This window comes from Nonomuraea rosea, from assembly GCF_039539705.1.
Taxonomy (GTDB): Bacteria; Actinomycetota; Actinomycetes; order Streptosporangiales; family Streptosporangiaceae; genus Nonomuraea; species Nonomuraea rosea.
On the sequence record NZ_BAABDQ010000013.1, the window covers coordinates 104369 to 129510 of the forward strand.

Genomic DNA, 25142 nt, shown 5'->3' on the forward strand with positions numbered 1-25142 from the left:
CCCGTTTGGTCAGTGCCTAACCTCGTACGAGGCGGTAGAGCTGGCGCGGCCGGCCGGCCTGGGCGCCCTTGACCGGGGGCATCGGCCAGGCCAGGCCCTCCTCCGCGAGGCTCTGCAGGACCCGGCGCGCGCTGCGCGGCGAGACCGACAGCACGTCGGCGACCATCTCGGCGTCCACCACCATGGTCTCGCCGTCCTGGAGCCGCTCGACCAGGCGGTCGAGCAGCTTGGCCGCCTTGCTGGCGACGACGGGCTCGCTCTCCTGCCGCCGGCGCCGGCGCACCGGCAGCGACAGGACGGTCCCGTCGCCCCCGACCAGGTACGCGGCGGCGGCCCCCGCGTTGCGCGCCTTCTCGACGGCCGCCAGCGCGTTGGCGTCGGCGTCGCGGGCCGTGCTGCCGAGCCCGATGCCGACCTCGACGGGAACGCCCGCGTCCGAGCTGATCCGGTCCATGAACGGCGCCACCCTGAACCCGTCGGTGGCCTGGCCGAGCGCGCCGACGGTGGCGGTGACGACGTAGCTGTTCTCGTCGCGCGGGACCACGGTGGCGCCCATCAGCCGCGCGTCGGCCAGCAGCGACCGGTGCAGCGACAGCTTCAGCTCCTGCTGCCAGTAGTTGCCCGGCCCGGAATAGCTGGGCTTGGCCGCCGCGGCGAGCTCGACGACCACGATGGCGATCTGCGCCTCCTCCAGCCTGCTGCCGGTGCCGAGCAGGGCGGCGGTGTTGAGTGCCAGGCGCAGCGTGTGGGAGGTCGGCAGCAGGCGCAGCACGGGCACGCCGGCGGCGGTCAGCTTGTTGGCGACACTCCTTATCGTGGTGAGCGCCGCGGTGGTCTGGCCCTGGCGGTGAAGGTGCTCGTGGAAGGCGCTGAAGCCGCGCGCCGACTCCGGCCGGTCGTACTCGGAGAGGTGCACGCCCGCGGTGCTCACGCCGATCTCGCCGTACGCCTCGTCCACGTCGGCGGCAGGCAGCGAGTCGATGCTCACCCTGGCCGGGTCGATCCCGTGGGTGAGCACGCCGCGCAGCAGGCTGGCGTACAGGCTGGCCCCGCTCATCGGCACGTACGTGGCCGGGACCGGCAGCTCGCCGGCCTGCCTGGCCAGGTCGTGCTGGAGCGGCCCGGTGAACAGGACCACGTCGATGTTGTCGGCGATCCGCGAGAACTTCTCGAAGGTCTCGTGCTCCTCGGCATGCGGCGCGCCGACCAGCCGCCAGTCCGCCGCGGCCGGCAGGTCGGCGCCGATCATCATGATCTGTTCGACGAGATCGTGTGGTCCGACGACCCCGATCGCCACCCTCGACCGCGACTCGGAACGCAGCCGATCCATGATCTTGATCACCCCAGTCCGGATCTCCACTGAAGCAGGCGGGTCATCGTCGCACCGAGCACCTCGGCCTGGTCCCTCTCTGCGAGGCCACTGAAGATTACCCTCCCCAGCGAGATCCGAAGATCGATGAACGGGAAGTCGGACCCGTAGACCACCCGGCCGGTCCCCAGCTCCCGCACCATTCTCGCGATGTCCGTGCCGGTGTTGAAGGACCCGCACACCTCCAGGATCACTCCTGGACGCCGCTGCGCCACCTCGATGGCCTTCTCGAACCCGAGCGGCGTCGCGCCCGCGTGCCCCGCGATGATCACCACGTCGGGGTGTTCCGACGCGACCGCGTCCACCTCGTCCAGGTCGTTGTAGGCGGACCCGTCGTAGGTGTGGGTGAGCACCGGACAGCCGGTACGCTGCGCGAACTCCCACACGCGGGCGTACCGCCTGCCGGTGAGCGGGTAGTCGTGCAGGTCGGGGTGGATCTTGATGCCGCCGAACCGCGGATCCGCACCCCACTTCTCCAGCTCGCCGGCGGGGTCCTGCCAGGGGTTGACCGTCAGGTAGCCGGTGAAGCGGTCAGGCGCGCGATCGACGGCCTCGGCGGTGGCCGCGTTCCCCGCCGACGCGTCAAGCTGGATCGCCAGGTGGCTGGAGAGGACGGCGTGCGCCACGCCGCACCTGTCCATCACCCTGACCATCGCGCCCGGGGACGACTCGGGGATGAAGAACAGGCTGTAGGGGCCGGAGTGGGCGTGCGCGTCGACGATCCTGACGCTGCTCTGCGGGCGCCGCTGCCACAGCGCGGACGTGATCGCGTTCATGCCGCCCCCACGGGCAGCAGGCCCAGCAGCGTGCCGGCGCCGATGGTGGCCACGACGCCGTCGTCGAGCTCCGCCCACAGCAACCGGGTGACCGCCTCGGCCGGGTCCCTGACCGGCGCGCCCGTGCCGAAGACGAGGCGGCGCGCGCCGTACCGCTCGACGAGCCATTCGAGCCCGCAGTGCGAGGACAGGTTGGCCAGCCCCACGTACACGTTGCCGGTGCGCGAGAGCACCCCGGCCACCTGCCTGAGCTGGCGGTAGCCGAGCGCGCCGACCACGACCCGCAGCTCCGGGTGCGCGGTGGCGACCGACTCCACGGCCGGCCAGCCGGTCTGGGCCGCGTCCACGAGCAGCGGCAGCCCGGCTTCGGCGATGGCGGCGAGCATGGCGGCGCAGTCGCGGCCCGCGAGATCGTAGCCGTGGTCGGCGGGGTAGGCGCGGACGGCGCACACCCCGCTCGCCAGCGCGGCGGTCACGAACTCGGCGGGCGTGCCGGTCTCGCCGCAGGTGGAGGGCAGCATCACCCAGCAGGGACGCAGCCTGGGCCGGCCGGCGACCAGGCCGAGCAGCTCTCTGTTGCCCGTCGCCGGATCGTGCAGCCAGGACTGGGTGTGGCTGACCACCGCCTCCGCGATGCCGAAGCGGTCCATCCTGTCCAGCGCCTCCGTGATCGAGCCCGTGCCCACGTCCCTGCGGGGGTGGCGGCCGAGCATCGCGTCAGCGTCGATCAGCATGAACCGTCCAATCCTGGGGAATCGAGGGGGGCTCGTCCCGGTAGGGAAAAATGCCGACGGTGAATCTGCCGTCGGCGCGTCGCAGGCCGAGCGAGTGGATCTCGCCGTACTCGGCCGTCCTGGTGGCGGGGTCGGGGATCCTGGCGGGACCCGTGCCGTGCAGCACCGCGTCGGGCGGCTCCAAGGGCACCACGAGAATGCCCGGACCCTTGGTGCCGGCGAACCCGCCGTCGCGCGCCACCCACGGCGACAGGCCGTGGATCTGCCAGACCGCGTCCGCGTCGATCGTGTCGGTGACGACCCAGTACGGCTCGTCGCCCTTGACGAAGACGATCCTGCGGTCGTGGCGCGCGCTGTAGCCGTGGTGATGCCCGGCGAACACGTCGGCCCGCGCGGAGACGGAGAACAGGTCGCAGGCGGCGCGGCGGTCCTCGGTGTAGTCCTCGCCCGGCACGAGCAGCGTGTTGTGCGCCCTGGTCGCCTGGTACCAGTCGTAGTAGCCCGGGTCGTCGTAGGACGGCGGGCCGCCTCCTTCCCAGGCCAGCGGCACGCCCCAGCCCGTCAGCACGAAGTCGAGCGCCGCGTGGTGGCTGTGCGGCTCCAGCTCGTGCCCGACGTACGGGCCGTAGTTGACGACCGTGTGGAAGTGATCGTGGCGGAAGGTCGCGTAGCCGCTGGCCTCCAGGTTGTGCGAGCCTTCGACCGGCCGCACGCCCTCGGGCCAGATGAGGCCGCTGTCCTGGAGGTGCGGCACCCAGCCGCCCGAGGTGGCGAGGACGGCCAGCCAGCGGTGCATGGCCTGGTGGCGCGGGTGCTCGCCGAGCGCCGGCTCCACGGCCACGGCCCGTTCGAGGTTGTCCAGGCACATGAGGTGGTAGCTGGGCGAGCGCTCGTGGTGGCCGCCGTCGGCGCGCACGTCGCGTTCCAGGTGCTCCAGGATCCTGGCCAGGGCGACCTCGGCCCACTCCGCCGCCTCGGGGAGGTCGGCGAACACCCTGGCGGTGTGCAGCAGCTCGCACGCGTTGACGAACTGCCAGTTGCCGTGGCGGAACTCGTCGTGCTCCTCGGCCGACCATCGGGCGCCGCCGACGACCGTCTTCATCATCCGCAGCCAGCACGCGTCGCTCAGCGCGGGCTCGCCGGCGAAGACGGCCAGTGCCTCGGTGACGTACATGGCGCGGGCGCGGACGCCGAGCGAGTACCAGACCACGTCGAGTCCCGGCCAGTCGCCTTCGACCCGGTCGCGGTCGGCGTACCACTGGCTGAACAGGCGGTCCCATTCGGCCGCGTAGCGCGGGTCCCCAGTCTCGGCGTAGGCCGTGATCAGCGGGGTCATCCAGCGCAGGTAGTGGAAGCCGTACAGCAAGGATCTGCCGTGGCCCTTGTCCAGGAAGTCGGCCTCGATCCCGAGCAGGGCGTCCGCGCCCGCCGCGGCGAGCGCCGCGGGGACCGGCCGCCGCCACCGCCAGGCCCTGGCCGCGGCCACGTCGCGGGCGCCGATCGCGTCGAGCAGCGCCTCGTCGGTGATGTGCCGCATGCGCGTGGGATGCACGTGCGGCGCCTTCTCTACGAACATGGCACCGGTCGTCCCGTACGGGCGGACTCGTGCGCGGCGGCGAGCACGGCGGTCACGTGCCGCGAGCTCTCCACGCTGACCAGCGGCTCGGCACCGGTGCGCACGCAGTCCACGAAGTGGTGGATCGCGTCGCGGTAGGCGCCCGCCGGGATGCCGTGCACGACCCGCTGGAGCATGTTGCGCGGGTAGGTGTAGGACTTCTCGGTGGCGAGCTGGATGTTCTCCTTCTGCCTGTCGAGCTGGATGACGCCCGACTCGCCGGCCACGGTGATGTAGCTGTCGACCATGGTGGGGAAGGTGTTCGGGTAGATCCAGGCCGACTCGAACGTGGCCACCGCGCCCCTGCTGAAGCGGGCCTGGATCTGCATCGCGTCCGGGGTGTCGATGCCCATCCCGCGCAGCTTGCCGTGGCGGGCGGTGGCGAACACCTCGACCACGTGGTCGTCGTAGAGCCAGGTGACCAGGTCGATGTCGTGGCTGGACAGGAACCAGGCGCAGGTCGTCCGGTCGGCCCAGCCGATCATCTCGGTGGGCACGTGGATCGTGTCGTCCTTGCGGGCGTAGCCCACGACCGGCTCGCCGACCAGCTCCATCTGCTGCTTGGCCTGCGCGTACGCGGGCACCCAGCGGTGGTTGAACAGGCACATCGCGGTCACGCCCGCCTGCCGGATCGCGGCCACGGAGCGGTCGGCGTCCTCGACCGTGGTCGTGAACGGCTTCTCCACCAGGATGTGCACGCCGGCCTCCGCCGCCGCCACCATCACGTCCGCGTGCAGGTGGTCGGGCGTGGTGATCGACACGGCGTCGACGGTGCCGGAGTCGAGCAGTTCGCGGTAGCCGGGGTAGACGGCCGCCCGCGGAGCGGCGTCGAGCGGACGCCGCGCGACGGCGGTGATCTCGGCGTCCGGGTGGGCGGACAGGACCTCGGCGTGGCCGCGACCCATGATCCCGGCCCCGACGATCCCTACTCTGAGCTTAGGCAAGTGCGTCATTCCATTGTTTCTCTGCGGCGTCGAGCGCCTCCTTGGCGCTCTTGGATCCCTGGAAGAAGGCCCTGATCTCCTCGGCCAGCGACTCGGCCAGCTCGGTGTCCTTGGGCGTGCCCAGGGGGACGTACTCCAGCTTCGGCAGGCCCTTGACGATCACCCGGCGGGCCACGTCCACCGGCTCGTCACCGCTGACGTCGGCGAAGTAGGCGTCCTTGGTGGAGGAGATCGTCGAGGGGTAGATCGGCACCAGCTTGCAGAAGGCGAGCTGGTTGGCGCCGTTGGTGAAGAACTTGACGAACTCGGCCGCCGCCCGCTGATGCTTCGACGCCTTGGGGATGGCCACGGTCTGCTGGGCGAGCAGCAGGTAGCCGCCGGTCTTGGTCTGGACGGGCTCGGTGATGACCAGGTCCTGGTAGACGTCGGGCGCGTTCTTCTGCACGTTGACCAGCGTCGCCGCCGCCGCGCTCGCCACCATCGCGAGCTGGCCGTTCTCCAGGCTCTGCGGGTAGTTCCTGACGTCCTTGGAGACCGCGCCTGGCGCGATGCCGTGCTTGTCGTAGCTCTGCTTGAACGACTCCAGCAACGTGACGGTCTCCGGCGTGTTGAACGCCGCCTTCTTCTTGTCGGCGCCGAGCAGCTCGACGCCGTAGTAGCGCAGCACCGAGGCCGCGTTGAGGCCGGGGATGTCGTTGCTGCCGTAGACCTTGGTCTCGGCGTAGACCTTGTCCGCCAGGGCGAGCGCCTCGGCGTAGGACTTCGGCGGGGCCTTCTCGTCGAAGCCCGCCTTGGTGACGACGGACTTGCGGTAGATGCCCACGGGGGAGCCGCCGTTGTACCACGGCACGGCGTACAGCTTGCCGTCCACGCGCAGGGGCTCGACCAGGTTCGGCTGGAAGTCGGTGAGGTCGGCGGGCTTGATCAGGTCGTCGAGCGGGGCCAGCGAGGGAGCGAACCTGCCGAGATCGGTGGAGGCGATGTTGACCGCGTCGGGCACGTCGCCGCTGGCCACCGCCGCGAGGAGCTTGGTCGCGATGTCCTGGCCCGGCACGTCGACCCACTTGACGGTGACCTTGGGGTGTTCCTTCTGGTACTGGGCGATCAGCCCTTCGACGTAGGCGCCGAAGTTCTTCTTCAGGTTGATCGTCCAGAACTCGACCTCGCCCTCGAACGGCTGGTCGTCCGCTGCGGCGGACGTGCCTCCCGAGGTTCCGGCGACGCAGCCGGACGACATGAGAGCCAGCGCGAGCACGCTCGCCCCTAAGGCTCTTCTCTTCAGCACCGGAAACCCTCCAGCGAATTATGGCCGTCCCTAATGATTCTTTCGGCACCTTGTCACTTCGCCCGGGGACGCGTCAAGGGTCCCTGCTCAACAGAGTCTTGACGGTCAAGATTCACCGTCTATAAGCTTCGCCTCACATTCTGGCCAGTCTTTATCAGGGCTATGGACATCACTATTAAACCCCCGAAGGATGTGAAGTCAGTGGCCGTGAGCCGGATCCCAGGGCAGCGCTGGTACACGCCGTACCTCTTCCCGATACCGGCTCTGGTGCTGTTCGGGGTGTTCTTCGCCTGGCCGGCGGTGACCGCGCTCCAGCTTTCGTTCACGGACTACGACGGCGTCAGCCCGCCTGTCTTCACCGGCTTCGACAACTTCGCCAAGATCGTCGGCGACGACCGGTTCTGGACCGCCCTGCGCAACTCGCTGGTGTTCCTCGTGGGGTTGTTCCCCCTGCTCGTCGTGATCCCGCTGCCGCTGGCCGTGCTGATCAACCAGAAGCTGCCCGGCATCAAGACGTTCCGGATGCTCTACTACCTGCCGGTCGTGACCTCGATGGTCGCGGTCGCGGTGGCCTGGAACTACGTCTTCCACCAGCAGGGCGTCGTCAACTGGCTGCTCACCGGCTTCGGCGTCCTGGACGAGCCCATCCAGTATCTCCTCGACCCCGTCTGGGCGCTGCCCGCGCTGATCCTGGTCGAGGGCTGGAAGAACATGGGCGTCTACATGATGATCTACCTCGCGGGCCTCCAGACGATCCCGTCGGACCTCTACGAGGCCGCCAAGATCGACGGCGCGAACGCCTGGCACCGGATGCGGCGCATCACCGTCCCGCTCATGGTCCCCTACATCGCGGTCGCCATCACGATGGCCATGCTCGACGCGATGCAGGCGTTCACCACCGTCTTCGTCATGACCCAAGGCGGCCCGCAGGACGCCACCCTGATGCTCGGCTACTACATCTGGTCCGAGGCGTTCGAGAAGTACGACATGGGCTACGCCAGCGCCGTCGGCCTCGTCCTGTGGATCCTGCTGATCGTGATGGCCCTGCTCAACTACCGGCTCACCAGCGGAAAGAAGGACGAGCGTTGAGTCACAGGCTCGCCTGGTGGACCCGCCGCGTCGGCATGTACGTGCTGCTGACCGCGATCGCCCTGGTCTTCGTCGGCCCCTTCCTCATCCTGCTGTCGGCGGCGCTGAAACCGTCGGGCCAGGCCGTCTTCTCCTTCCCGCCGGACATCATCCCCCGGCCCCCCGTGCTCACCTGGGCCAAGGAGGCGTGGACGGCGATCCCGTTCCCGCGCTACCTGCTCAACTCGGTGCTCCTCGTCGCGGTGATGGTGCCGCTGTACATCCTGGTGTCGGCCCTGTGCGCGTACCCGCTGGCGCAGATGGTCTTCCGCGGCCGGAGCCTGATCTTCTTCGCGATCCTCGCCACCATGTTCATGCCGGGCGAGGTCATGTTGCTGCCGAGGTTCCTGGTGGTCTCCCAGATCGGGATGGCCGACAGCTACCTGGGCGTGATCCTGCCCGGACTGCTCTCCGCGTTCGGGATCTTCCTGCTCCGGCAGACCTTCGCCGGGGTGCCGCGCGAGGTGGTCGACGCCGCCAGGACCGACGGATGCCACGAGCTGCGCATCTTCTGGCACGTCATGCTGCCCGCCGCCCGCCCCACACTGGCCATCCTCGGCGTCTTCGGTTTCATCTCGGTCTGGAACAGCTTCATCTGGCCGATGGTCGTGCTGAAGGACTCCTCCCTCTATCCCATCTCGCTGGGGATCGCCTACCTCGCCGGGATCACCGGCACCGACGTCCGCAGCCTCGCGGCCGGGACGATCATCTCCATCCTGCCCGTCGTCATCTTCTTCATGATCATGCAACGCCACGTCCTGGAAGGCATGCGCGGCGCGGTCAAGAGCTGACGCCGCCGGGAAAGGTGAAACCTCAGATGTTGACCCGCAGACAGTTCGGCCTCGGCGTGCTCGCGACCGGCGCCCTCGCCGCCGCTTCCAGTGAGCCGTACGACTACACCTCACGACAGACGTTCGATCTGTTCGACAAGCTCTTCCACGAGAGCGGCACGTCCGGGCAGCCCACGGACACCAACGAGGCCGGCGGTCTCGGCTGGGGCGCCTCCTACGTGCTGGCCGCCTACGTCAGGATGTACGAGGCCTACCGCGACACCCGTTACCTGGACCGGCTCATCCACAACGCCGACCTCGTGCTGGCCGGCCGCGACTCCGAGCGCGGCGTCACCGACTACCGCGGCCAGTCGCTGCCCGCCTGGCGCAGCCTCACCTACAGCGCGGGCGGCGTGCGCCTGCTCGACGCCTCGGGGCAGCCGCTCCTGGAGGTGCGCAGCGCGCTGACCAACGTCAGCGACGCGGTGGCGATCGTACGCGCGGGCACCTCGGAAGGCCGGTTCACGCTGGAGGTGAACAACCCCGTCAAGGCCAAGGTGTCCACCTTCGCCGACCTGACGATGGACCCCGGCAGCCCCGACTACGCCGTGAAGCGGATCTTCGACGCCTACCCGTCGCCGACCATGGTGACGGCCAAGGACCTGCGCTCCGCGCCCTCGGGTGCGGCGACGCCGGCGCTGGGGACGTTCAAGCTGGCCCCCGAGCCGGTGATCTTCGCGGTGCACACCGGCATGATCACCTACCCGATGGCGTCCTTCGCCCGGATCGTCCACCAGGACCCGCGCCTGCGCGCCAACGCCCGCTACCGCGCCAAGGCCGCCCAATACATCGAGGCCTGCCGGGCCGCCGCCGCCGCGCACGACCCTGAATGGGTGGCCGACGGCTACTACATCTGGCCCAAGGGCATGCCCGTCCCCTACGACGGCGTCGAGCAGCCCATCAACCAGAGCGTCGCACTCGGCCAGACCTACGCGGAGCTGGCCGCGGCCACCGGCGAACGGCTCTTCCGCGACCGCACCCGCCGGCTGGCCGCCACGTTCGCCCGCGACCTCAAGGTCAACGACAAGGACGCCTACTATTGGCCGTACTGGCCCGGCTTCGGCAAGCTCTACAGCGGCTACACCAAGGCCGACGGCGTCTCCGAGTGGACCCCGTCCTACGGCTCGCCGCCCAAGGGCGCCCAGCAGGGCGAGGACCTCAGCCACGGCGGGATCGACGTCGAGTTCGCCGCCGTCGCGCACCGGTGGGGCCTCGGCTTCACCGGGCGCGACATGGGCCGATTCGCCCGCACCTACACCAAGAATCTGGCCACCACCGACAACGGCGTCGCGACGACCTTCCTGAGAGTGGACGGCACCGGCGGCCTGGCCGCCGCCGGGCAGTATCTCCAGGCGCCGCGCTTCATGCCGGTGGCCCCGTGGGACGGCGCGCTGTTCACGCACGCGCGGGCCGTCTACGACGACCACGCCGTCCAGCCCGGGTACGGCTCCACGCTGCTGTCGGTCGCCTACCTCAACTGGCAGGCCCGCAAGTAGCTCACCCGCGGAAGGCGCGCGCCGCGGCGAGGAAGGCGTCGTTGGCCTCCGGATCGCCGATCGACACGCGGGCGCCTTCCCCCGCGAACGGCCGCACCGCCACGCCCTCCACGGCGCAGGCCGCGGCGAAGTCGAGGGTGCGCTCACCGAGCCGGAGCCAGACGAAGTTCGCCTCGGTGGGCGGCACCGTCCAGCCCTGGGCGATGAGCGCCTCGCGGACCCGGGTGCGCTCCTTCACCACCTGATCGACCCGCTCCAGCAGCTCGTCCTCGGCCTGCAGCGACGCGATGGCGGCGACCTGCGCCAGGTGGTTGACGGCGAACGGGATGATCGTCTTGCGCACGGCCGTCGCCACCGGCTCGTGCGCGATCAAGTAGCCGACCCGCAGCCCCGCCAGCCCGTACGCCTTGGAGAACGTGCGCAGCACGCACACGTTCGGCCGGTCGCGGTAGAGCGTGATCCCGTCGGGGACGTCCTCGTCGCGGATGTATTCGCGGTAGGCCTCGTCCAGCACCACCAGCACATTCTCGGGCACCCGGTCGAGGAACGCCTCCAGGGCGCCGCGGCGGATGGCGGTGCCCGTGGGGTTGTTCGGGTTGCACACGAGCACCATGCGCGTACGGTCGCCGATCGCCGCCGCCATGGCGTCCAGGTCGTGGTCCTCGCCCGCCAGCGGCACCTGGACCGACGTCACCCCGGACAGATCGGCCAGCAGCGGATAGGCCTCGAACGAGCGCCACGCGTAGACCACCTCGACGCCGGGCTCGCCCACCGTCTCGAAGAGCTGCTGCGCCACCGTGACGGAGCCGGCGCCGAGCGCGATGTGCTCCGGCGGGACCGCGTAGCGGGCGGCGATGGCCTCGGTCAGCCGGACCGCGCCGGGGTCGGGGTAGCGGTGGACCTGCCGCGCCCCCTCGGCGATCGCCTCGACCACGGACGGGAGCGGGCCGTACGGCGACTCGTTGGAAGACAGCTTGTACGACCTGCCGTCCGGAGCCACGACGGCCTTCCCCGGCTTGTAGGCGGGCATTGTGTCCAGGATCTGGCGGAAACGAGGCATGGCCTAACTTTAGAAGGCCCGCCGGGGTGCGGCATCATCCGGTGCGCCCGTCTTCAGGAAGGCTCGCGTCGTTTGCCGAGTGCCGTCTCGACCAGCTTGGCCGCCCGGTCGGCGGCGGCGAACCCGGAGCGCTTGACCGTCACGTCGACGGTCACGACGACGTTCGACATGCGGAAGAGGACCTTCGTGTTGTAGGTGGTGCGCTGCCAGCCGGCCGCCGGTTTCGTGTAGCTGTAGGCCTCGTCACCCCTGTCCGGCCCCTTGCGCAGCTTGGTGCCCGCGACGCGCTTCGGCTCGTCCTTCATGGAGTCGGCCATGTACTTGTAGGAGAAGGTGGCCCCCGACATGGTCGGCGAGCGGATCGTCATGAGGGTCAGATGGGTGCCGTCCGGCCCGTACCACATGCACGCGGAGTCGGTCAGGTACTGGCGGCGGGCCGTGCCGCCGAGCAGCGAGCGCACCTGCGCGCCGGTCAGCAGGCCGCACGCCTCGAAGCCGTCGCCGATCAGCGGCTCGGGATCGGGCGCGGGCGTGCTGGAGACCGACGGCAGAGTACGGAAGGAGGGCCGGGGAGAGAACGCCCCGACGATCGCGAACGCCAGGCTCGGGAACATCTGCACCGTGACCGCCACCCCCGCCGCCACGGTCAGCACCACGGCGAGCACGGCGCCCGCGACGACCCGCCGGCGCCCACGCCGCTTGTTCCGCACCATCGGGGCCGTGATGGGCGCGCCGCGCGTGATCTCCCCCAGCCAGCCGGCCGCCTCCTGCGGGGAGCAGCGGCCGGCCGGGTCCTTCTCCAGCATCGCGGCCAGCACAGGTGCGAGCGGGCCGGCCAGCCGGAAGGGGGCGGGCTCCTGCATCAGCACGGCCGCCAGCACGGCGGCCTCGTTCTGGCGGGCGAAGGGCGGGCCGCCCTCCACCGCCGCGAAGAGCGTGGCGCCGAGCGACCACAGGTCGGCGAGCGGGCCGTCCGCCTCGCCGCGCAGGCGTTCCGGGGCGATGTAGCCGGGCGAGCCACTCAGGAACCCGGTCTGCGTGAGCGCGGTGTCGCCAGCGATGGTCGCGATGCCGAAGTCGGTCAGCAGCACCCGCCCGTCCTCGGTGAGCATGACGTTGGCGGGTTTGACGTCGCGATGCAGGATGCCCGAGCCGTGCGCGGCCGAGAGCGCCTCGATCATCCGCAGGCCGATCTCGGCCACCCGGTGCGCGGGCAGCGGGCCCTCATCGCGCAGGACCCGGTCGAGTGACCGGCCGCGGACCAGCTCCATGACGATCCACGGCCGCCCGTCGTCGAGGACCACGTCGTGCACGGTGACGATGGACGGGTGGGAGCGCAGCGTCGCCGCGGCCCGCGCCTCGCGCAGCGTGCGATCGGTCATCTCGGCGCGCGCCGCCTCGTCGAGGGCGGATGGGAGGCGTACCTCCTTGATCGCCACCTCTTGGCGGAGGAGCTCGTCCATCGCCCGCCAGACCGTGCCCATGCCGCCCTGACCGAGCTCGGACAGCAGCCGATAGCGGCTCGCGAGCAGCGTCACCGCGCCGCCGAGGGCGTCTCTGGCTCTCCGGCCATCCGGTCGCCTCCTGTCGATGTCACCGGCGGGCAGGGCAGATCCGATAGTACGAGGAATGGCGGGCGAACATCATCGATTCGTGATCATAGGTCACTCTTTGAGATGGCCTGCCCTTCTAGGACGTTCGCACCCACTCGGCGCAGCCGCCGGTCACGAAACCCTTGTCCGTGGGCAGGATGGTGACGGACAACCCCCTCCAGGCCGCACTCGTCTCGATCACGTCGCTGGCCGCGCCCGACAGCCCGCGCAACCTGGCCCAGGTGCACTGCATATTGGGATTGCCGTCCGGGGCCGCGCCCCGCGTGGTGTAGGTCCCCGGCTCGATGTCCACGCCGACCACGAGCGTGTGCGGCAGCAGGGGATCGACGCCCTGGGTCCACGGCACGGTGCCGAGCGCGTTGGGCCGGGGGCCGATGGGCACCATGGCCGCCTCGCCGGCCTCCGCGACGGGCTCTGCCTCAAGGGAGAAGAACGCGAGGGCGCCGAACGCCACGATCAGCAAAGCGAGCAGCAGGACGGCTAACGGACCGAGCTGCGCGCGGCTCCCAGGGGTCACTGACCAAGAGTGCCACCGGGAGCGTCATCCTGCCACGGTCATTCCTTGAGGCTGCGGAGCATGGGCGGGTGGAGCAGCTCGGCCGGGCCGCGGCGGTAGAGCTTGGCCGGCCGGCCGCCGTCCCTGGTCGTGGTGGCGCCGGTCTCCAGCAGGAAGCCCTCCGCCTTGGTGACCTTGCGGTGGAAGTTGCGCGGGTCGAGGGTGCGGCCCCAGACGATCTCGTAGACGCGCCGCAGGTCGGCCACCGTGAACTCGGACGGGCTGAAGGCCGCGCCCAGCGAGGTGTACTCCAGCTTGGCCCGGGCCCGCTCGATGCCGTCCACCATGATGCGGCGGTGGTCGAAGGCCATGGCCGTGAGGGCGTCGACCGGCTGCCAGCTCATGTGGGCCTTTTCCGAGGCGGGCAGGTCGGGGGCCAGGCCCAGGTAGGCGACGCTGAGGACGCGCTGGCGGGGGTCGCGGTCGGGGTAGCCGTACGTCTGGAGCTGCTCCAGGTGCACCGGCGCCCCCGGGAGGCCGGCCCGCTCGCCCAGGATGCGGTGGGCGGCGGCCGGGAGGTCCTCGTCGAGCTGGATGAAGCCGCCGGGCAGCGACCAGCGCCGCAGGAACGGCGGGTTGTCGCGGCGCCACACCAGGGCGCTCAGCGCGTGATTGCGCACGGTGAGCACCACCAGGTCGACGCTGACCGGGACGCTCGGGACCATGGACGGCACGTTACACGCAGTCGTGCGCGGCTAGCGAACGGTGCACGCGAGGGCCGGGGTCAGGTGACGATGCGCACGTGTAAGGGCTCGGTCGCGGCCTGGCCCGACGGCAGTTTCACGCCGATCTTGACCCACTCCCCCGCCGGCACCTGGCTCCAGTCGAACGGCACCCAGGCCGTCGACATCCCCTCGGGCAGCTCCTCCAGCGGGTCCTCGTCCAGCCAGCCCACCGCGGACACCACGAGGTCCTTGGTCCCGCCCGACCATTCGACGGTGACCGTGCCGTCCTTGAGGTTGTAGCCGCGCACCTCAAGACCGTCCTGGACGTCGCGCGCCCGCCTGATCGCGTCCACCGCGATCGGGCGCTGCCAGTCCGCGGTGATCTCCTTCTCCAGCGAGGGCTGGCCGCAGGTCATGAAGTCGCTCCACATGTAGGAGACGATCTTCTGCACGTAGCGGCCGGCCATCGCCACGGCCTGGTCCAGGCGCTTCTTGTCGGTCTTGCCGCGCGTGCCCTGCGGCGCGCACGGCTCCTTGCCCGACGGCTCGAACGCCTCCACGTTCGCCCAGAGCTGCACCTGGTAACCGGCCTGGATCATCTCCTCGCGGGCCGCCGCCATCTCCCGGTAGTAGTCGCGCGTGGACCCGTGGTACGCGGTCTCGTACGTCGACTCGCCCACCACCGGCCGCAGCCGCTCGTCCACCTCGCTGTCGCGCTCGTCCGGCCAGAACAGGCCCACCTTGCCCGTGCCCCGGCTGTCCTGCGGCGCGATGATGCCGACCCCGGTCTTCGCCAGCGCCTTGAACGCCTCGGCGACCTGCTTGGGGGTCTGCCCGAAGGCCACCCGCTTGCGCGCGTCCAGGTAGGGGCTGATCAGGATGGGTTTGTGCAGCTCCTGCTCGACGATCGTGTGCTGGTCGGCGTAGACCTCCAGCGTCGGGTTCGTGGCCAGGGTGGCGGCCATCTGGACCTCGAACGGCTGGTACACCCCGCCCAGCGAGTCACGGTTGTCGAAGCGGGCGCCGTAGTCCTGGAGGATGCGCCGCGTCAGCGTGGTCAGCGTGCCGAGGTGCCGCGTCTCGGCCCTGATCGGCGTCTTCGAGTCGCGCGGCGCGAGCGGCAGCGCGGGGAAGACCTGCATCCCGAACTGGTCGGCCAGGTCCAGCAGCTCGGTCAGGCTGTCCTTGTCCGAGCCGGCCACCAGGATCATGTCGTACGACGTGGCCTTGCGGCTGAAGTCGCACGTGGCGTCGTCGGAGCCGTCGGCCTGGGTGACGAGCCGGTAGTAGATCCGGTTGCCCACCTCGATGCTGCGTTCCATCCCCGGGCAGCGGAACAGGTCCTTGCCGAACGACTCGTCGGTCCTGTAGACGTACGTGCGGCCGATCCGGTTGCCCGGGTTGGCCTCCTTGAGGTCGCGCAGGGCCGCCTCACTACAGCTCAGCCCGTCTTCCTCGCACGGCTTGTAGAGCGAGTCGACCGTGCCGTCCTTGGCCAGGATCTGGCCCTCGTCCGAGACCGTGCGGAACTGCAGGCCGTAGCCGATCCTGATGATCGTGTTCCCGCCGACGCTGTGGATCTCCTCCAGCTGGCTGCGCCACGTGCAGCGGTTCGACTTGGGCGTGATCCAGTAGCCGGTGACCGCGTAGGAGGCGCGGGTCTTGGTCTCGAACGTTCCACAACGGTCGGTGACCTCGCTCACCTGCGGTGTCGGCTCGGTCGTGGTCGGCTTGGGCTTGGCCGGCGGGCTGACCGAGGCGACCGGCTCGCCGGACGACTGCGGCAGCACGATGACCACGGCCGCGACCACTGCCAGGACAGCTGCGCCCACGACCAGAAAGAGCCAGCGCACGTTCAGGAACCTACCCGCCCTCGACTAAGAACCGTTATCGCGTGACCCCGGCCCACGACTCCAACTGGGACACGAACCTCTTGGCCGAGTTGGGCCAGTGATGGTTGGCGCGGGCCGCCGCGTAGCCGCGGGCACCCTGCGCGCGCCGCTCCCGGACGTCGTCCCGCAGCGTCAGCACGGCCTGCGCGACCGCCTTCGGGTCCTCCCACGGCACCACGATGCCGCTGTCGTAGCGCTCCACGAGCTCGACGGCGCGCGGCGACGGGGTCGTGATGACCGGGATGCCGTGGGCCATGTATTCGACGATCTTGGTGGGCATCGAGTGCCGGTAGTTCGGCTCGTCGTGCAGCAGCGACAGGCCGGCCAGGGCCCCGTCGAGCCGCTTGAGCGCCTCGTCGTTGGGCATGAAGTCGCGCCACTCCAGCAGGCCCTCGGTGACGGCCTGGTTGAGCACAGGACGGCTCTGCGGGTCGGCGTACCCGATCAGCTCCACGGCCACCCGGTACGGCTGCAGCAGCTTCGCCACCTCGACCGCCTCGGTCACGCCCCTGGCCCTGGACAGCCAGCCCAGGTAGACCACGCGGTCGTCGCCGGGCGGCGTCACGGAGTCGGGCACCCAGGTCTCGTTCGGCACGATCAGGTGGGCGTGCTTGAACCGGCCCGCGTACGCCGTCTCGGCCAGCAGCAGGTGCAGGTACCGCTCGGCGGTGCCTTCGAGCATGCGGGCGAAGAAGCGCACCGGCGGCCGCAGGAACGACGGCAGCCACGGCTTGAGCGAGAGCGTCGCGGGGGTGTCCTCGTGCACGTCCCACACCACGGGCGGCGCGTTGCGCACGCCCCACACCGCGAACAGCAGCTCGGGGTCGTGGATGACGACGAGGTCGACCTTGTTCCGCATGCGCTTGAAGAGCTGGCGGGCGGCCCACGTCGCGGACATGCGCTTGCGTTGCGCGGCCCGCGGAAGATCGACGCCGGTGACCCAAGGCCTGGGGACGACGCCGTGCGCGGTGAATGAGGCGGCGTACGTGACCTCATGACCGGCATCCACAAGGGCACGGATCTGCCTATGCAGGATCCTCGCGTCCTCGGGGTTATGCACCACCGTCATGACGAGCACGTGCACTGCGCGCAGCCCTCCGTCGCTACAGCCGCTCGACGCGTTCACCCTCGGCGAGAACGCCTCGGGTGTCGAGCACGAGCTTGGCGTTAGCCTCGACCATGACGAGGTCGAACGCTGAGTGCTGCTGCATGAGCAGCGTCACGTCGGCGTTGACCACCGCTTCGGCCAGATCATCTTCTCGCGGCACGGGTGTGCCGTCGACGGACCACTCCTTGACGTACGGATCCACGAACGAGAGCTCGGCGCCCAGCTCCAGCAGCGCACGCGCCACAGGCAGAGCCGGGGTCTCGCGATCGTCGGCGATATCCGGTTTGTAGGTGACGCCGAGCATAACCACTCTCGACCCGTTCACGGGCTTCTTATGCCTGTTCAGCAGTCTCTGGACGCGAGCCACCACGTAGGACGGCATCCGCTCGTTGATCTCCTGCGCCAGCTCCACGAACCGGAACGGGTAGCCGAGCTTGCGCACCGTGTACGACAGGTACGACGGATCGACGGGGATGCAGTGCCCGCCCACCCCCGGCCCGGGCAGGAACTTCTGGAAGCCGAACGGCTTGGTGGCCGCGGCCTCGATCGACTCCCACAGGTTGATCCCGAGCTCGTCACAGAAGATCGCCATCTCGTTGACGAGGGCGATGTTGACGTGCCGGTAGGTGTTCTCCAGCAGCTTGGCCATCTCGGCCTCGCGGGTGCCGCTCACCGGCACCACCTGCTCGACGAACAGCTTGTAGAACGCCGTCGCGCGGTCGCGGCAGGTCGGCGTGTAGCCGCCCACGACCTTGGGCGTGTTCCGCAGGCCGAACTTGGGGTTGCCCGGGTCGATCCGCTCGGGCGAGAAGGCGAGGTGGAAGTCCACGCCGGCGACCATCCCGTTGCTCTCCAGCAGCGGCCTGGCCACCTCGTCGGTGGTGCCCGGCCACGTGGTGGACTCCAGCACGACGAGCGTGCCGTCGCTGAGGTTGCGGGCGACGGCCTTGGTCGCGCCCTCCACCGCGGACAGGTCCGGGCGGTGGTCCTCGTCCAGCGGGGTCGGGACGCAGATGACGATGGTGTTGCTTCTGGCCAGCACGGACTCGTCGAGCGTGGCGCTGAAACCGTTGTTCAGCATGTGCTCGAGGTCGGCGTCGGTCAGGTCATCGATGTAGGACTGACCGGCGTTGAGCGCGTCGACCTTCCGGGAGTCGACGTCCACGCCGACGACCCGCAGGCCGGCGGCCACCGCCTCTTTGGCGAGTGGCATGCCGACGTAGCCCAGGCCGATGACAGCCAAGTCGATTTCTGTCACAGCTGTGCCTTAGAGAGCCGGAAACAACACTTCATGGTGGCAAAGGTTATCTCAAGTCCACCTAGCTCACGCCTAATGCGAGCGAACCCGTCAGAAGAGACAGCCAACTTGAAGGTCATCATTCGGCAAGAGACCGGTATAGAGCTTGATAAGTCTCGGCAACGCGGCTCCAAGTCCGCTTCGCCGCCACCTCCGCCCGGCCCGCCTCGCCCATCTCGGCGCGCCTGGCAGGGTCCTCTCTCAGCCCGGCGATCGCCTTGGCCAGCGCGGCCGGATCGCCCGGCGCGACCAGCATCCCGGCGCCGTCGGAGCCGACGAGCTCGGACAGCGCGGGCAGGTCGCTGAGCACCACCGGCTTGCCCAGCGCCATCGCCTCGACGGGCTTCAGCGGCGTGACGAGCCGGCACACCCGCAGGTCCTCTCGCGGGCAGGCGAAGATGTCGATGGCGTCCTGCGCCTGGAGGGCCTCGTCGGGGCCGACCCTGCCCGGCAGGATCGCGTCGCCGAGCCCCAGCTCCTCGACGATCTCCAGAAGGTTCTCGCGCTCGGCGCCGTCGCCGACGATGAGCACCCGCACGGGGGTGGCGTCGTCACGCAGCAGCGCGGCGGCCCGCAGCAGGGTGGCGAACCCCTCGTAGGCCACGATGCTGGACACGGACCCGACCACGATCTCGCCGGGCGCGATGCCGTAGGCGTCCCTGAACGCGGCGCCGTCGTAGTGGGCGGTCAGCAGCGTGTCGTCCACCGCGTTGGGCGCCAGGTGGATCCGCTCCCTGGGCACACCCCGCTCGACGATCTCGGTGGCCATCGTCTCGGCCAGCGTGACGACCGCGTCGGCCTCGTTCATCAGGAACGCCTCGCGCTCGCGCTGGAGCACGTGCCGCTGGCTGCCGACGCGGATCGGGTCGCGGGAGGCCCAGGTCTCCTCCAGGAAGCCGCGTACCTCGTAGACGAACGGCGTGCCCGTCCTGTCGCGCACGGCGTGCGCGACAGAGCCGTTGCGGTGGTCGGTGGCGGCGTGCAGCACCTGCGGCTTGAGCTGGGTGACGAGCTTGGTGACCGCGTCGGCGCCCTTGACCATGCGCCCGCGCATCTCGAACGGCATCTCGCCGTGCCCGTCCGGCAGCAGCCGGTAGTAGGGGATGCCGTCGATCTCCTCGAACGGCGGCGCGTCCGCGTGGCCCTGCAGCATCGGCCAGCCCCAGCTCGTGGCCACGTGCGGGTCGAGCCCCGCGACCTTCTGCGAGCTGACGATGCGGTGGGTGCGCACGGTGTAGCCGGCCTGTGTGTACGGGAGCGCGTTCGTGACCAGGTGCAGCACCCGGCCCCCGACCCGGTCCGTGATCGCGACCTTGGGGCCGGGCGGGATCGGGCCCGGGCTGATCGCGGCCAGCTCGCCCCGGTAGTAGGCGGCCCTGCGCTTGACGAAGGGGTATTTGGTGTGGGCTTCGAGCACGGCGGCGGCCTCGGTGACCCGGCCGGCGTCCCAGTGCTCTTTCGCCTCGTTCCACGGCCCCCTGATCACGCGCATGCCGAACTTGCGCACCGCGCGCCGGGCCCTGCGGGCGACCGGCCAGGCGACGCTGCCCACGATGGGGCGCATCCGGGGCGGGAGCGCGTCGGCGGCGGCCTGTGCCACGCGGACGGGGTCGGACTTGACCTTCGTCACGACGACGCGCGAAACGATGATGGGGTGCTGGACGAAACCCTTGAGAAGTCCCCCGACGCCGGCACGGGCGGACTTCGCGGAAACCTTTGAGGAGTCTTGACGACTGGCGTCGGATGCCACGGTGGGACCGTACCATAGGCAGCGTTTTTTCCCTTCCGCTATGAAAGGCGAGGTCAATGAGGGAGAACCCCCTGGTCCTCCACGTTTTGGGTGCTCGTCCCAATTTCGTGAAAGCGGCCCCGGTGGTGCGGGCACTCGGTGAACTCGGCGTGCGGCAGGGCATCATCCACACTGGTCAGCACTACGACGCACTGATGTCGGACGTCTTCTTCGCCGATCTCGGCCTGCCCGACCCGGTGGCGAACCTGGGGGTCGGCTCCGGCTCCCACGCCAAGCAGACCGCGGCTCTGCTCGTCGGCCTCGAAGAAGTGGTCACCGAGCAGGAGCCCGACCTCGTCGTGGTCTACGGCGACGTGAACTCCACGCTGGCCGCGATCCTGGTCTGCGCCAAGCTGGGCGTGCCCACCGCGCACGTGGAGGCGGGGCTGCGCTCGTTCGACCGGGGCATGCCCGAGGAGGTCAACAGGGTCGTCACCGACGCGCTGGCCGACCTGCTCTTCGCCACCTCGCCGGAAGCCCTGTCCTACCTGGCGTCGGAGGGCGTGCCCGCGTCCAAGGTGCACCTGGTGGGCAACCCCATGATCGACAGCCTGTTCTCGGCGCTGCCGAAGCTGGACCCGGCGCCCGTGGTGACCCGGCTCGGCCTGCCTGAGCGCTACGCCGTCGCGACCCTGCACAGGCCCGCGAACGTGGACACTCCGGAGGCCGCCAAGGAGCTGGTCGACGCGGTGCTGGCGGTCGCCTCCCGGATCCCGATCGTGGTGCCGATCCACCCGCGCGGACGCGTACGGCTGGCCGAGGCCGGACTGGTCGACGGGGAGTCGATCAGGGTCGTCGACCCGCTGGGTTATGTGGACTTCCTCTCACTCGTACGCGGCGCCGCGCTGGTCGTCACGGACTCCGGCGGCGTGCAGGAGGAGACCACCATGCTGGGCGTCCCCTGCCTGACCGTCCGGCCCAACACCGAGCGGCCGATCACGATCACGCACGGCACGAACCGCCTGGTCACGCCCGCCCTCCTGCCGGCCGCCGCGGAGAAGGCGCTGGCCGACGGCGCCGCGACGCCCGCCGGCGAGCTGCCCGTGCTGTGGGACGGCCAGGCCGGTCCGCGGATCGCGACGGTGATCTCCGCCTGGCTCAAGGGGGACAACCTCGCGCCTGCCTCTCAGGGCAAACGCCCTGAATAACGGGCGCTTCCGCCGTAACATGACATACCTCCGCGCGAAGTGATTGGCGAGAACCCTCATGGCCGATACCCCCGAAGAGCCCACGTACCAGCGACTCGGCCCCGTGAACTGGCTGCCCGAGGAGCGCAAGCTCGTCGAGCGGTACGAGGCCGAGGTCAGGGAGCTGCGGCGGCGGCTGGAGATCGCCGAGGCCAAGGCCGCGTACGCGAGCTGGAAGCTGGAGGCCACCCAGGCCAAGCGGACGTTCAAGCTGGGTGAGGCCCTCGGCTCGAAGAGCCCGGGGAAGATCGTCGAGGCGGTCCGGTCGAAGGAGAAGGCGCCGAAGCCGCCCGTCCCCGTCACCGAGGCGGTCGAGACCGCCAACCATCGGCCGCCGCTGGTCGAGGTCCCCGCGGTGAAGTGGCCGCTCGGCCCGGTGGCCAGGCCGGACCTGAAGGTCGCGGTGATCCTGGACGACTTCTCCAGGATGGCCTTCCGCTACGAGTGGGACCAGATCGAGTTCGGGCTCAAGGACTGGCCGGAGATCTTCGCGGAGAAGCGTCCCGACCTGCTGTTCTGCGAGTCGGCGTGGCACGGGAACCAGGGCCGCTGGCGCTACCAGATGACCGGCACGAACGCCCCCAAGGATCCCCTGCGCGACCTGGTGGCCTGGTGCAAGCAGGAGGGCATTCCGACGGTCTTCTGGAACAAGGAGGACCCGCCGAACTTCGACTTCTTCATCGACACGGCCAAGCTGTTCGACTACGTGTTCACCTGCGACGGTGACATGCTGCCGAAATATCGCGAAATTTTGGGACACGATCGGGTGGACGTGCTGCAGTTCGCCGCCCAGCCCCGCGTCCACAACCCGATCCAGCAGACCAAGGGCCGCCTGCACGACGTGGTCTTCGCCGGGATGTACTTCCGCGACAAGCACCCCGAGCGCCGCGAGCAGATGGAGACCGTGCTCGACCCGATCAGGGAGCTGGGCCTGCACATCTTCGCGCGCAACGGCGAGGTGGACGACAAGTACGCCTGGCCGGAGAAGTACCGGCCGCACATCGCGGGCGAGCTGCCCTACGACCAGATGCTGGCCGCGTACCGGATGTACAAGGTCTTCCTGAACGTCAACTCGGTGCTCGACTCGCCGACCATGTGCGCCCGCCGCGTCTTCGAGCTGTCGGCCTGCTCGACCCCCGTCGTGTCGGGGTGGTCGCGGGCGATCGAGGAGACCTTCGGCGACCTGCTGCCCATCGCGCGGGAGCCGATCGAGTCCTACAACCAGGTCCTGCACCTCATCAACAGCCCCGAGCTGCGCGCCAGGATGGGCCATCTGGCGATGCGCGAGGTCTTCGACAAGCACCTGTTCTCACACCGCGTGGACCAGATACTCCAGGACCTCGGGCACCAGGTGCAGCCGCGGTCGCGCTCGATCTCGGTCGTGCTGCCCACCAACCGCGCCTCGCAGATCGAGCACGCGATCTCCTCGGTGGCCAAGCAGCTCCACCGCCCGCTGCAGCTCGTCATGGTGCTGCACGGCCTGGACATCGACCCGGTGGTGGTGGCCGACAAGGCCCGCATGGCCGGCATCTCGGACGTCGTCGTCCTGCCCGCCTCCGCCGAGCTCTCCCTCGGCGCCTGCATGAACCTGGGCATCTCGGCCGCCGAGGGCGACCTGATCGCCAAGATGGACGACGACAACCTGTACGGCGAGCACTACCTGTCGGACCTGGTCCGCGCGTTCGACTACTCCGACGCCGAGCTGGTCGGCAAGGGCGCGCACTACGCGTACTTCGAGGGCAGCAACACGACCATGCTGCGCCTGCCCGGCCTGGAGCACCGCTACTCCTTCCTGGTCCAGGGCGGCACGTTCCTCGGCAAGGCGGACATGTTCCGCTCGTACGGCTTCGCGGACATCACCCGCGGCGAGGACACCCACCTCGTACGGCGGCTGAAGGAGGACTCCGTCAAGATCTACTCGGCGGACCGCTTCAACTTCGTCTACTGGCGCAGCGCGGACGCCTCGATGCACACCTGGCAGGCGGACCACATCAAGCTGACCCGCAACGCCCAGTTCTCCTTCGTCGGCCGCCCGGACGCGCACGTCCTCATCTGACGGCCCCCGAAGGAACACCCGAGGAACACCCATGCACACCCGCCTGGTCATCGAACGACTTGATCGGGTTCCGGTATCCGTGACGCTGACCCCCGGCCTGTCGATGCTCGCGCTGATCACCGACGCGCTGTCCGGCCGGACGAGGGGCGCCCCCGAGCCCTGGCGCCGGCGTGTGCGCGCGGCCGCCAAGGGGCCGGACGCGATGGTGCTGCGGTCGCTGGCGACGCCTGGGTTCAGCGTGCTCCCCGACGTGGTGCTGCCCGGTGAGTTCACCCGGGACCTGGACGTGCCGACGCAGATCGAGATGCTGCGCGACCTGCCCGTGGACGCGTTGCTCCTGGAGCTGGAGCTGATCACCGACGGCCGCCCGCCGCCTCAGTGGCATCCCGCGCTGCGCAACCCGCACCGCTGGCTGCACGGCTACGCCGACCTCGTCGAGGAGGCGTGGGCCGCGATGCGCGAGGTGTGGGAGCAGGCGCGCCCCCAGTTCGACAGGGAGGTCGAGCGGGTGGCGGTCGCCGCCGCCCGCGGCTCGCTCGACCTGGTGCTCAACAACCTGCACGCCAACTGCAGCTTCGCCGACGGCACGCTGAGCTTCCCCGACTTCGAGCCCGACAGGTTCGCCATCGGGTCGCGCGGGCTGGTCCTGATGCCCATGCTGGCCGGCCCGAACGCGCTCATCACCCGCCTCGACGGCCCCGACGCGGTCTGGATCGGCTACCCGCTGCCCGGTGTGGACTCGGGACCCGCCCCCGCGAGCGGCACCGACCGCCTCGGCTTCCTCGTCGGCGACGTGCGCTCGGCCATCCTGGCCGGCCTGGAGCGCCCGCTCACGATGGGCGTCCTGGCCAGGCGCGTCGGCTACGCCCCGAACGTGGTCACCTACCACTGCAACCGCCTGGAGTCCGCCGGGCTCATCTCGCGGCACCGGGACGGGCGGGAGATCTACGTTCAGCGGACCCAGCGCGCCGCGGCCCTGGTGAGCCTGTTCACCTTCTGAAGCCCGCCGCCGGGAGTGCTATCTGGTGACCCGCGCCAGATTCTGGTCGGCGAGACGGGCGAGCTCGTAGAGCCCCTGCGGCTTCACCCGCTGGCCGACCACGAGCATGCTCATGATCAACGTGCCACGCCTGATCATGACGGAGCCGATCTGGGCGTTCTTCTCGCCGCCCGCCGCCGTGGTGAGGTAGGCGCGCGACTGATCGCCCTTGGCGGGCATCTCCAGGGTCTTGGTCTTGTACGTGACCTGCGTGCCGGCCACGTCGGCGGTGTAGGCGGCGCACTGCTTCGGCAGCGGCTCGGGGAAGGCCTGCGCCGGCATCGACACGACGGCCTGCGTGATCGAGCCGCGGGCGGCGGAGAAGGCGATCACGGCCGCGGGCGCCGCGGCGACGTCGGGCTCCGCGGCGTCGAGCTGAGCGGCCCCCGCGCACTCAGGTCGCTGGAGCTTGGCCTGGCGGATGGCCTCCAGGCCCTGCTGGATGGACTTGAGCGAGCCGAACGCGCCCAGCTCGGGACCGTACGCGATGCTCATGCCCTTCGGCACCGGCAGCAGGGCGGCACGCAGCCGCGCCGACTCGGCGGACTGGGCCGGCTGCGACGCCGGCGCGGACGCCGCGGCGGACGGCACGGCCTCCTCGCCGGACGAGCATCCGGCGAAGACCATCATGCTCAGGGATATTCCGGAAATGGCTTTCAGCATGGACTCCTCAATTCACTCAGGCGGCATTATGGAAAACGCT

Annotated in this window: 21 protein-coding genes; 6 read left to right on the forward strand and 15 right to left on the reverse strand. The window is 70.0% G+C overall.

The genetic code is table 11. The features are described from left to right. Positions 1-16: 16 nt before the first annotated feature. From ABEA43_RS28370 to ABEA43_RS28395, 6 genes are read right to left on the reverse strand one after another with little or no spacing between them, the layout of a single operon-like run. Entirely contained in the window at positions 17-1342 is a 1326-nt protein-coding gene (locus ABEA43_RS28370; RefSeq protein ID WP_345566484.1) for a transcriptional regulator, read from the reverse strand. Then, entirely contained in the window at positions 1339-2145 is an 807-nt protein-coding gene (locus ABEA43_RS28375; protein WP_345566485.1) for an amidohydrolase family protein, read from the reverse strand. Before ABEA43_RS28375 ends, ABEA43_RS28370 begins: the two co-directional genes overlap by 4 nt. Then, positions 2142-2879: an amidohydrolase family protein gene (locus ABEA43_RS28380; RefSeq protein ID WP_345566486.1), complete on the reverse strand. Its 738-nt coding sequence runs from the start codon at positions 2877-2879 to the stop codon at positions 2142-2144. The genes ABEA43_RS28375 and ABEA43_RS28380 overlap by 4 nt, the downstream gene beginning before the upstream one ends. Continuing rightward, positions 2863-4455: a heparinase II/III family protein gene (locus ABEA43_RS28385; protein ID WP_345566487.1), complete on the reverse strand. Its 1593-nt coding sequence runs from the start codon at positions 4453-4455 to the stop codon at positions 2863-2865. The genes ABEA43_RS28380 and ABEA43_RS28385 overlap by 17 nt, the downstream gene beginning before the upstream one ends. Continuing rightward, positions 4446-5447 (reverse strand): Gfo/Idh/MocA family protein, encoded by a 1002-nt coding sequence (locus ABEA43_RS28390; RefSeq protein WP_345566488.1) that lies wholly within the window; start codon positions 5445-5447, stop codon positions 4446-4448. Before ABEA43_RS28390 ends, ABEA43_RS28385 begins: the two co-directional genes overlap by 10 nt. Further along, entirely contained in the window at positions 5431-6723 is a 1293-nt protein-coding gene (locus tag ABEA43_RS28395; protein ID WP_345566489.1) for an ABC transporter substrate-binding protein, read from the reverse strand. The genes ABEA43_RS28390 and ABEA43_RS28395 overlap by 17 nt, the downstream gene beginning before the upstream one ends. A 207-nt stretch (positions 6724-6930) precedes the next feature. Here ABEA43_RS28395 and ABEA43_RS28400 point away from each other — a divergent pair, with 207 nt between their 5' ends. From ABEA43_RS28400 to ABEA43_RS28410, 3 genes are read left to right on the forward strand one after another with little or no spacing between them, the layout of a single operon-like run. Then, on the forward strand, positions 6931-7812 hold the full coding sequence (locus tag ABEA43_RS28400; RefSeq protein ID WP_345566490.1) for a carbohydrate ABC transporter permease: 882 nt from the start codon (positions 6931-6933) through the stop codon (positions 7810-7812). Next, complete coding sequence (locus ABEA43_RS28405; RefSeq protein ID WP_345566491.1) at positions 7809-8642, forward strand: carbohydrate ABC transporter permease; 834 nt, start codon at positions 7809-7811, stop codon at positions 8640-8642. The genes ABEA43_RS28400 and ABEA43_RS28405 overlap by 4 nt, the downstream gene beginning before the upstream one ends. A 26-nt stretch (positions 8643-8668) precedes the next feature. After that, the gene (locus ABEA43_RS28410) at positions 8669-10177 is read left to right on the forward strand and encodes a hypothetical protein (protein WP_345566493.1); all 1509 of its coding nucleotides are present in this window, start codon (positions 8669-8671) and stop codon (positions 10175-10177) included. Between the two features lies 1 nt (position 10178). On the opposite strand, the gene hisC is transcribed toward ABEA43_RS28410, so the two are convergent. The 8 genes from hisC to ABEA43_RS28450 all read right to left on the reverse strand — a co-directional run bounded on the left by hisC (position 10179) and on the right by ABEA43_RS28450 (position 19998). After that, positions 10179-11237: a histidinol-phosphate transaminase gene (gene hisC / locus ABEA43_RS28415; protein ID WP_345566495.1), complete on the reverse strand. Its 1059-nt coding sequence runs from the start codon at positions 11235-11237 to the stop codon at positions 10179-10181. Positions 11238-11290: 53 nt separating this feature from the next. Beyond that, positions 11291-12775 carry a serine/threonine-protein kinase gene (locus ABEA43_RS28420; RefSeq protein WP_345566497.1) on the reverse strand — a complete coding sequence of 495 codons (1485 nt, stop codon included), beginning with the start codon at positions 12773-12775 and terminating at the stop codon, positions 11291-11293. A gap of 151 nt (positions 12776-12926) precedes the next feature. Next, on the reverse strand, positions 12927-13367 hold the full coding sequence (locus tag ABEA43_RS28425) for an Rv1352/Rv1906c domain-containing protein (protein WP_345566499.1): 441 nt from the start codon (positions 13365-13367) through the stop codon (positions 12927-12929). Positions 13368-13405: 38 nt separating this feature from the next. Continuing rightward, positions 13406-14071, reverse strand: a complete 666-nt coding sequence (locus ABEA43_RS28430) for an NUDIX hydrolase (protein ID WP_345566501.1) — start codon at positions 14069-14071, stop codon at positions 13406-13408. Positions 14072-14130: 59 nt separating this feature from the next. Further along, a complete protein-coding gene (locus ABEA43_RS28435) occupies positions 14131-15924 on the reverse strand; it encodes a DUF4434 domain-containing protein (protein ID WP_345566502.1) in 1794 nt (597 codons plus the stop codon). Positions 15925-15958: 34 nt separating this feature from the next. Continuing rightward, positions 15959-17047, reverse strand: a complete 1089-nt coding sequence (locus tag ABEA43_RS28440; RefSeq protein WP_345566503.1) for a glycosyltransferase — start codon at positions 17045-17047, stop codon at positions 15959-15961. Between the two features lie 19 nt (positions 17048-17066). Continuing rightward, complete coding sequence (locus tag ABEA43_RS28445) at positions 17067-18329, reverse strand: nucleotide sugar dehydrogenase (protein WP_345566505.1); 1263 nt, start codon at positions 18327-18329, stop codon at positions 17067-17069. A 118-nt stretch (positions 18330-18447) separates the two neighbouring features. Continuing rightward, on the reverse strand, positions 18448-19998 hold the full coding sequence (locus ABEA43_RS28450) for a glycosyltransferase family 4 protein (RefSeq protein ID WP_345566507.1): 1551 nt from the start codon (positions 19996-19998) through the stop codon (positions 18448-18450). A 176-nt stretch (positions 19999-20174) separates the two neighbouring features. On the opposite strand from ABEA43_RS28450, the gene wecB reads away from it, so the two are divergent. The 3 genes from wecB to ABEA43_RS28465 are packed head-to-tail and all read left to right on the forward strand — an operon-like array spanning position 20175 to position 24400. Beyond that, positions 20175-21305, forward strand: coding sequence for a non-hydrolyzing UDP-N-acetylglucosamine 2-epimerase (gene wecB, locus ABEA43_RS28455; RefSeq protein WP_345566508.1), 1131 nt, complete (start codon positions 20175-20177; stop codon positions 21303-21305). A gap of 58 nt (positions 21306-21363) precedes the next feature. Continuing rightward, positions 21364-23400, forward strand: coding sequence for a glycosyltransferase family protein (locus ABEA43_RS28460; protein WP_345566509.1), 2037 nt, complete (start codon positions 21364-21366; stop codon positions 23398-23400). A gap of 31 nt (positions 23401-23431) precedes the next feature. Further along, complete coding sequence (locus tag ABEA43_RS28465) at positions 23432-24400, forward strand: winged helix-turn-helix domain-containing protein (RefSeq protein ID WP_345566511.1); 969 nt, start codon at positions 23432-23434, stop codon at positions 24398-24400. A gap of 18 nt (positions 24401-24418) precedes the next feature. Here ABEA43_RS28465 and ABEA43_RS28470 read toward each other — a convergent pair whose 3' ends face one another. Further along, complete coding sequence (locus ABEA43_RS28470) at positions 24419-25102, reverse strand: hypothetical protein (protein ID WP_345566513.1); 684 nt, start codon at positions 25100-25102, stop codon at positions 24419-24421. Positions 25103-25142 lie beyond the last annotated feature (40 nt).

Coding starts and splice junctions, on each gene's coding strand:
- ABEA43_RS28465 (WP_345566511.1), top strand. CDS start 23,432: ATGCACACCCGCCTGGTCATCGAACGACTTGATCGGGTTCCGGTATCC.
- ABEA43_RS28380 (WP_345566486.1), bottom strand. CDS start 2,879: ATGCTGATCGACGCTGACGCGATGCTCGGCCGCCACCCCCGCAGGGAC.
- ABEA43_RS28385 (WP_345566487.1), bottom strand. CDS start 4,455: ATGTTCGTAGAGAAGGCGCCGCACGTGCATCCCACGCGCATGCGGCAC.
- ABEA43_RS28470 (WP_345566513.1), bottom strand. CDS start 25,102: ATGCTGAAAGCCATTTCCGGAATATCCCTGAGCATGATGGTCTTCGCC.
- hisC (WP_345566495.1), bottom strand. CDS start 11,237: ATGCCTCGTTTCCGCCAGATCCTGGACACAATGCCCGCCTACAAGCCG.
- wecB (WP_345566508.1), top strand. CDS start 20,175: ATGAGGGAGAACCCCCTGGTCCTCCACGTTTTGGGTGCTCGTCCCAAT.
- ABEA43_RS28460 (WP_345566509.1), top strand. CDS start 21,364: ATGGCCGATACCCCCGAAGAGCCCACGTACCAGCGACTCGGCCCCGTG.
- ABEA43_RS28390 (WP_345566488.1), bottom strand. CDS start 5,447: ATGACGCACTTGCCTAAGCTCAGAGTAGGGATCGTCGGGGCCGGGATC.
- ABEA43_RS28375 (WP_345566485.1), bottom strand. CDS start 2,145: ATGAACGCGATCACGTCCGCGCTGTGGCAGCGGCGCCCGCAGAGCAGC.
- ABEA43_RS28410 (WP_345566493.1), top strand. CDS start 8,669: ATGTTGACCCGCAGACAGTTCGGCCTCGGCGTGCTCGCGACCGGCGCC.
- ABEA43_RS28430 (WP_345566501.1), bottom strand. CDS start 14,071: ATGGTCCCGAGCGTCCCGGTCAGCGTCGACCTGGTGGTGCTCACCGTG.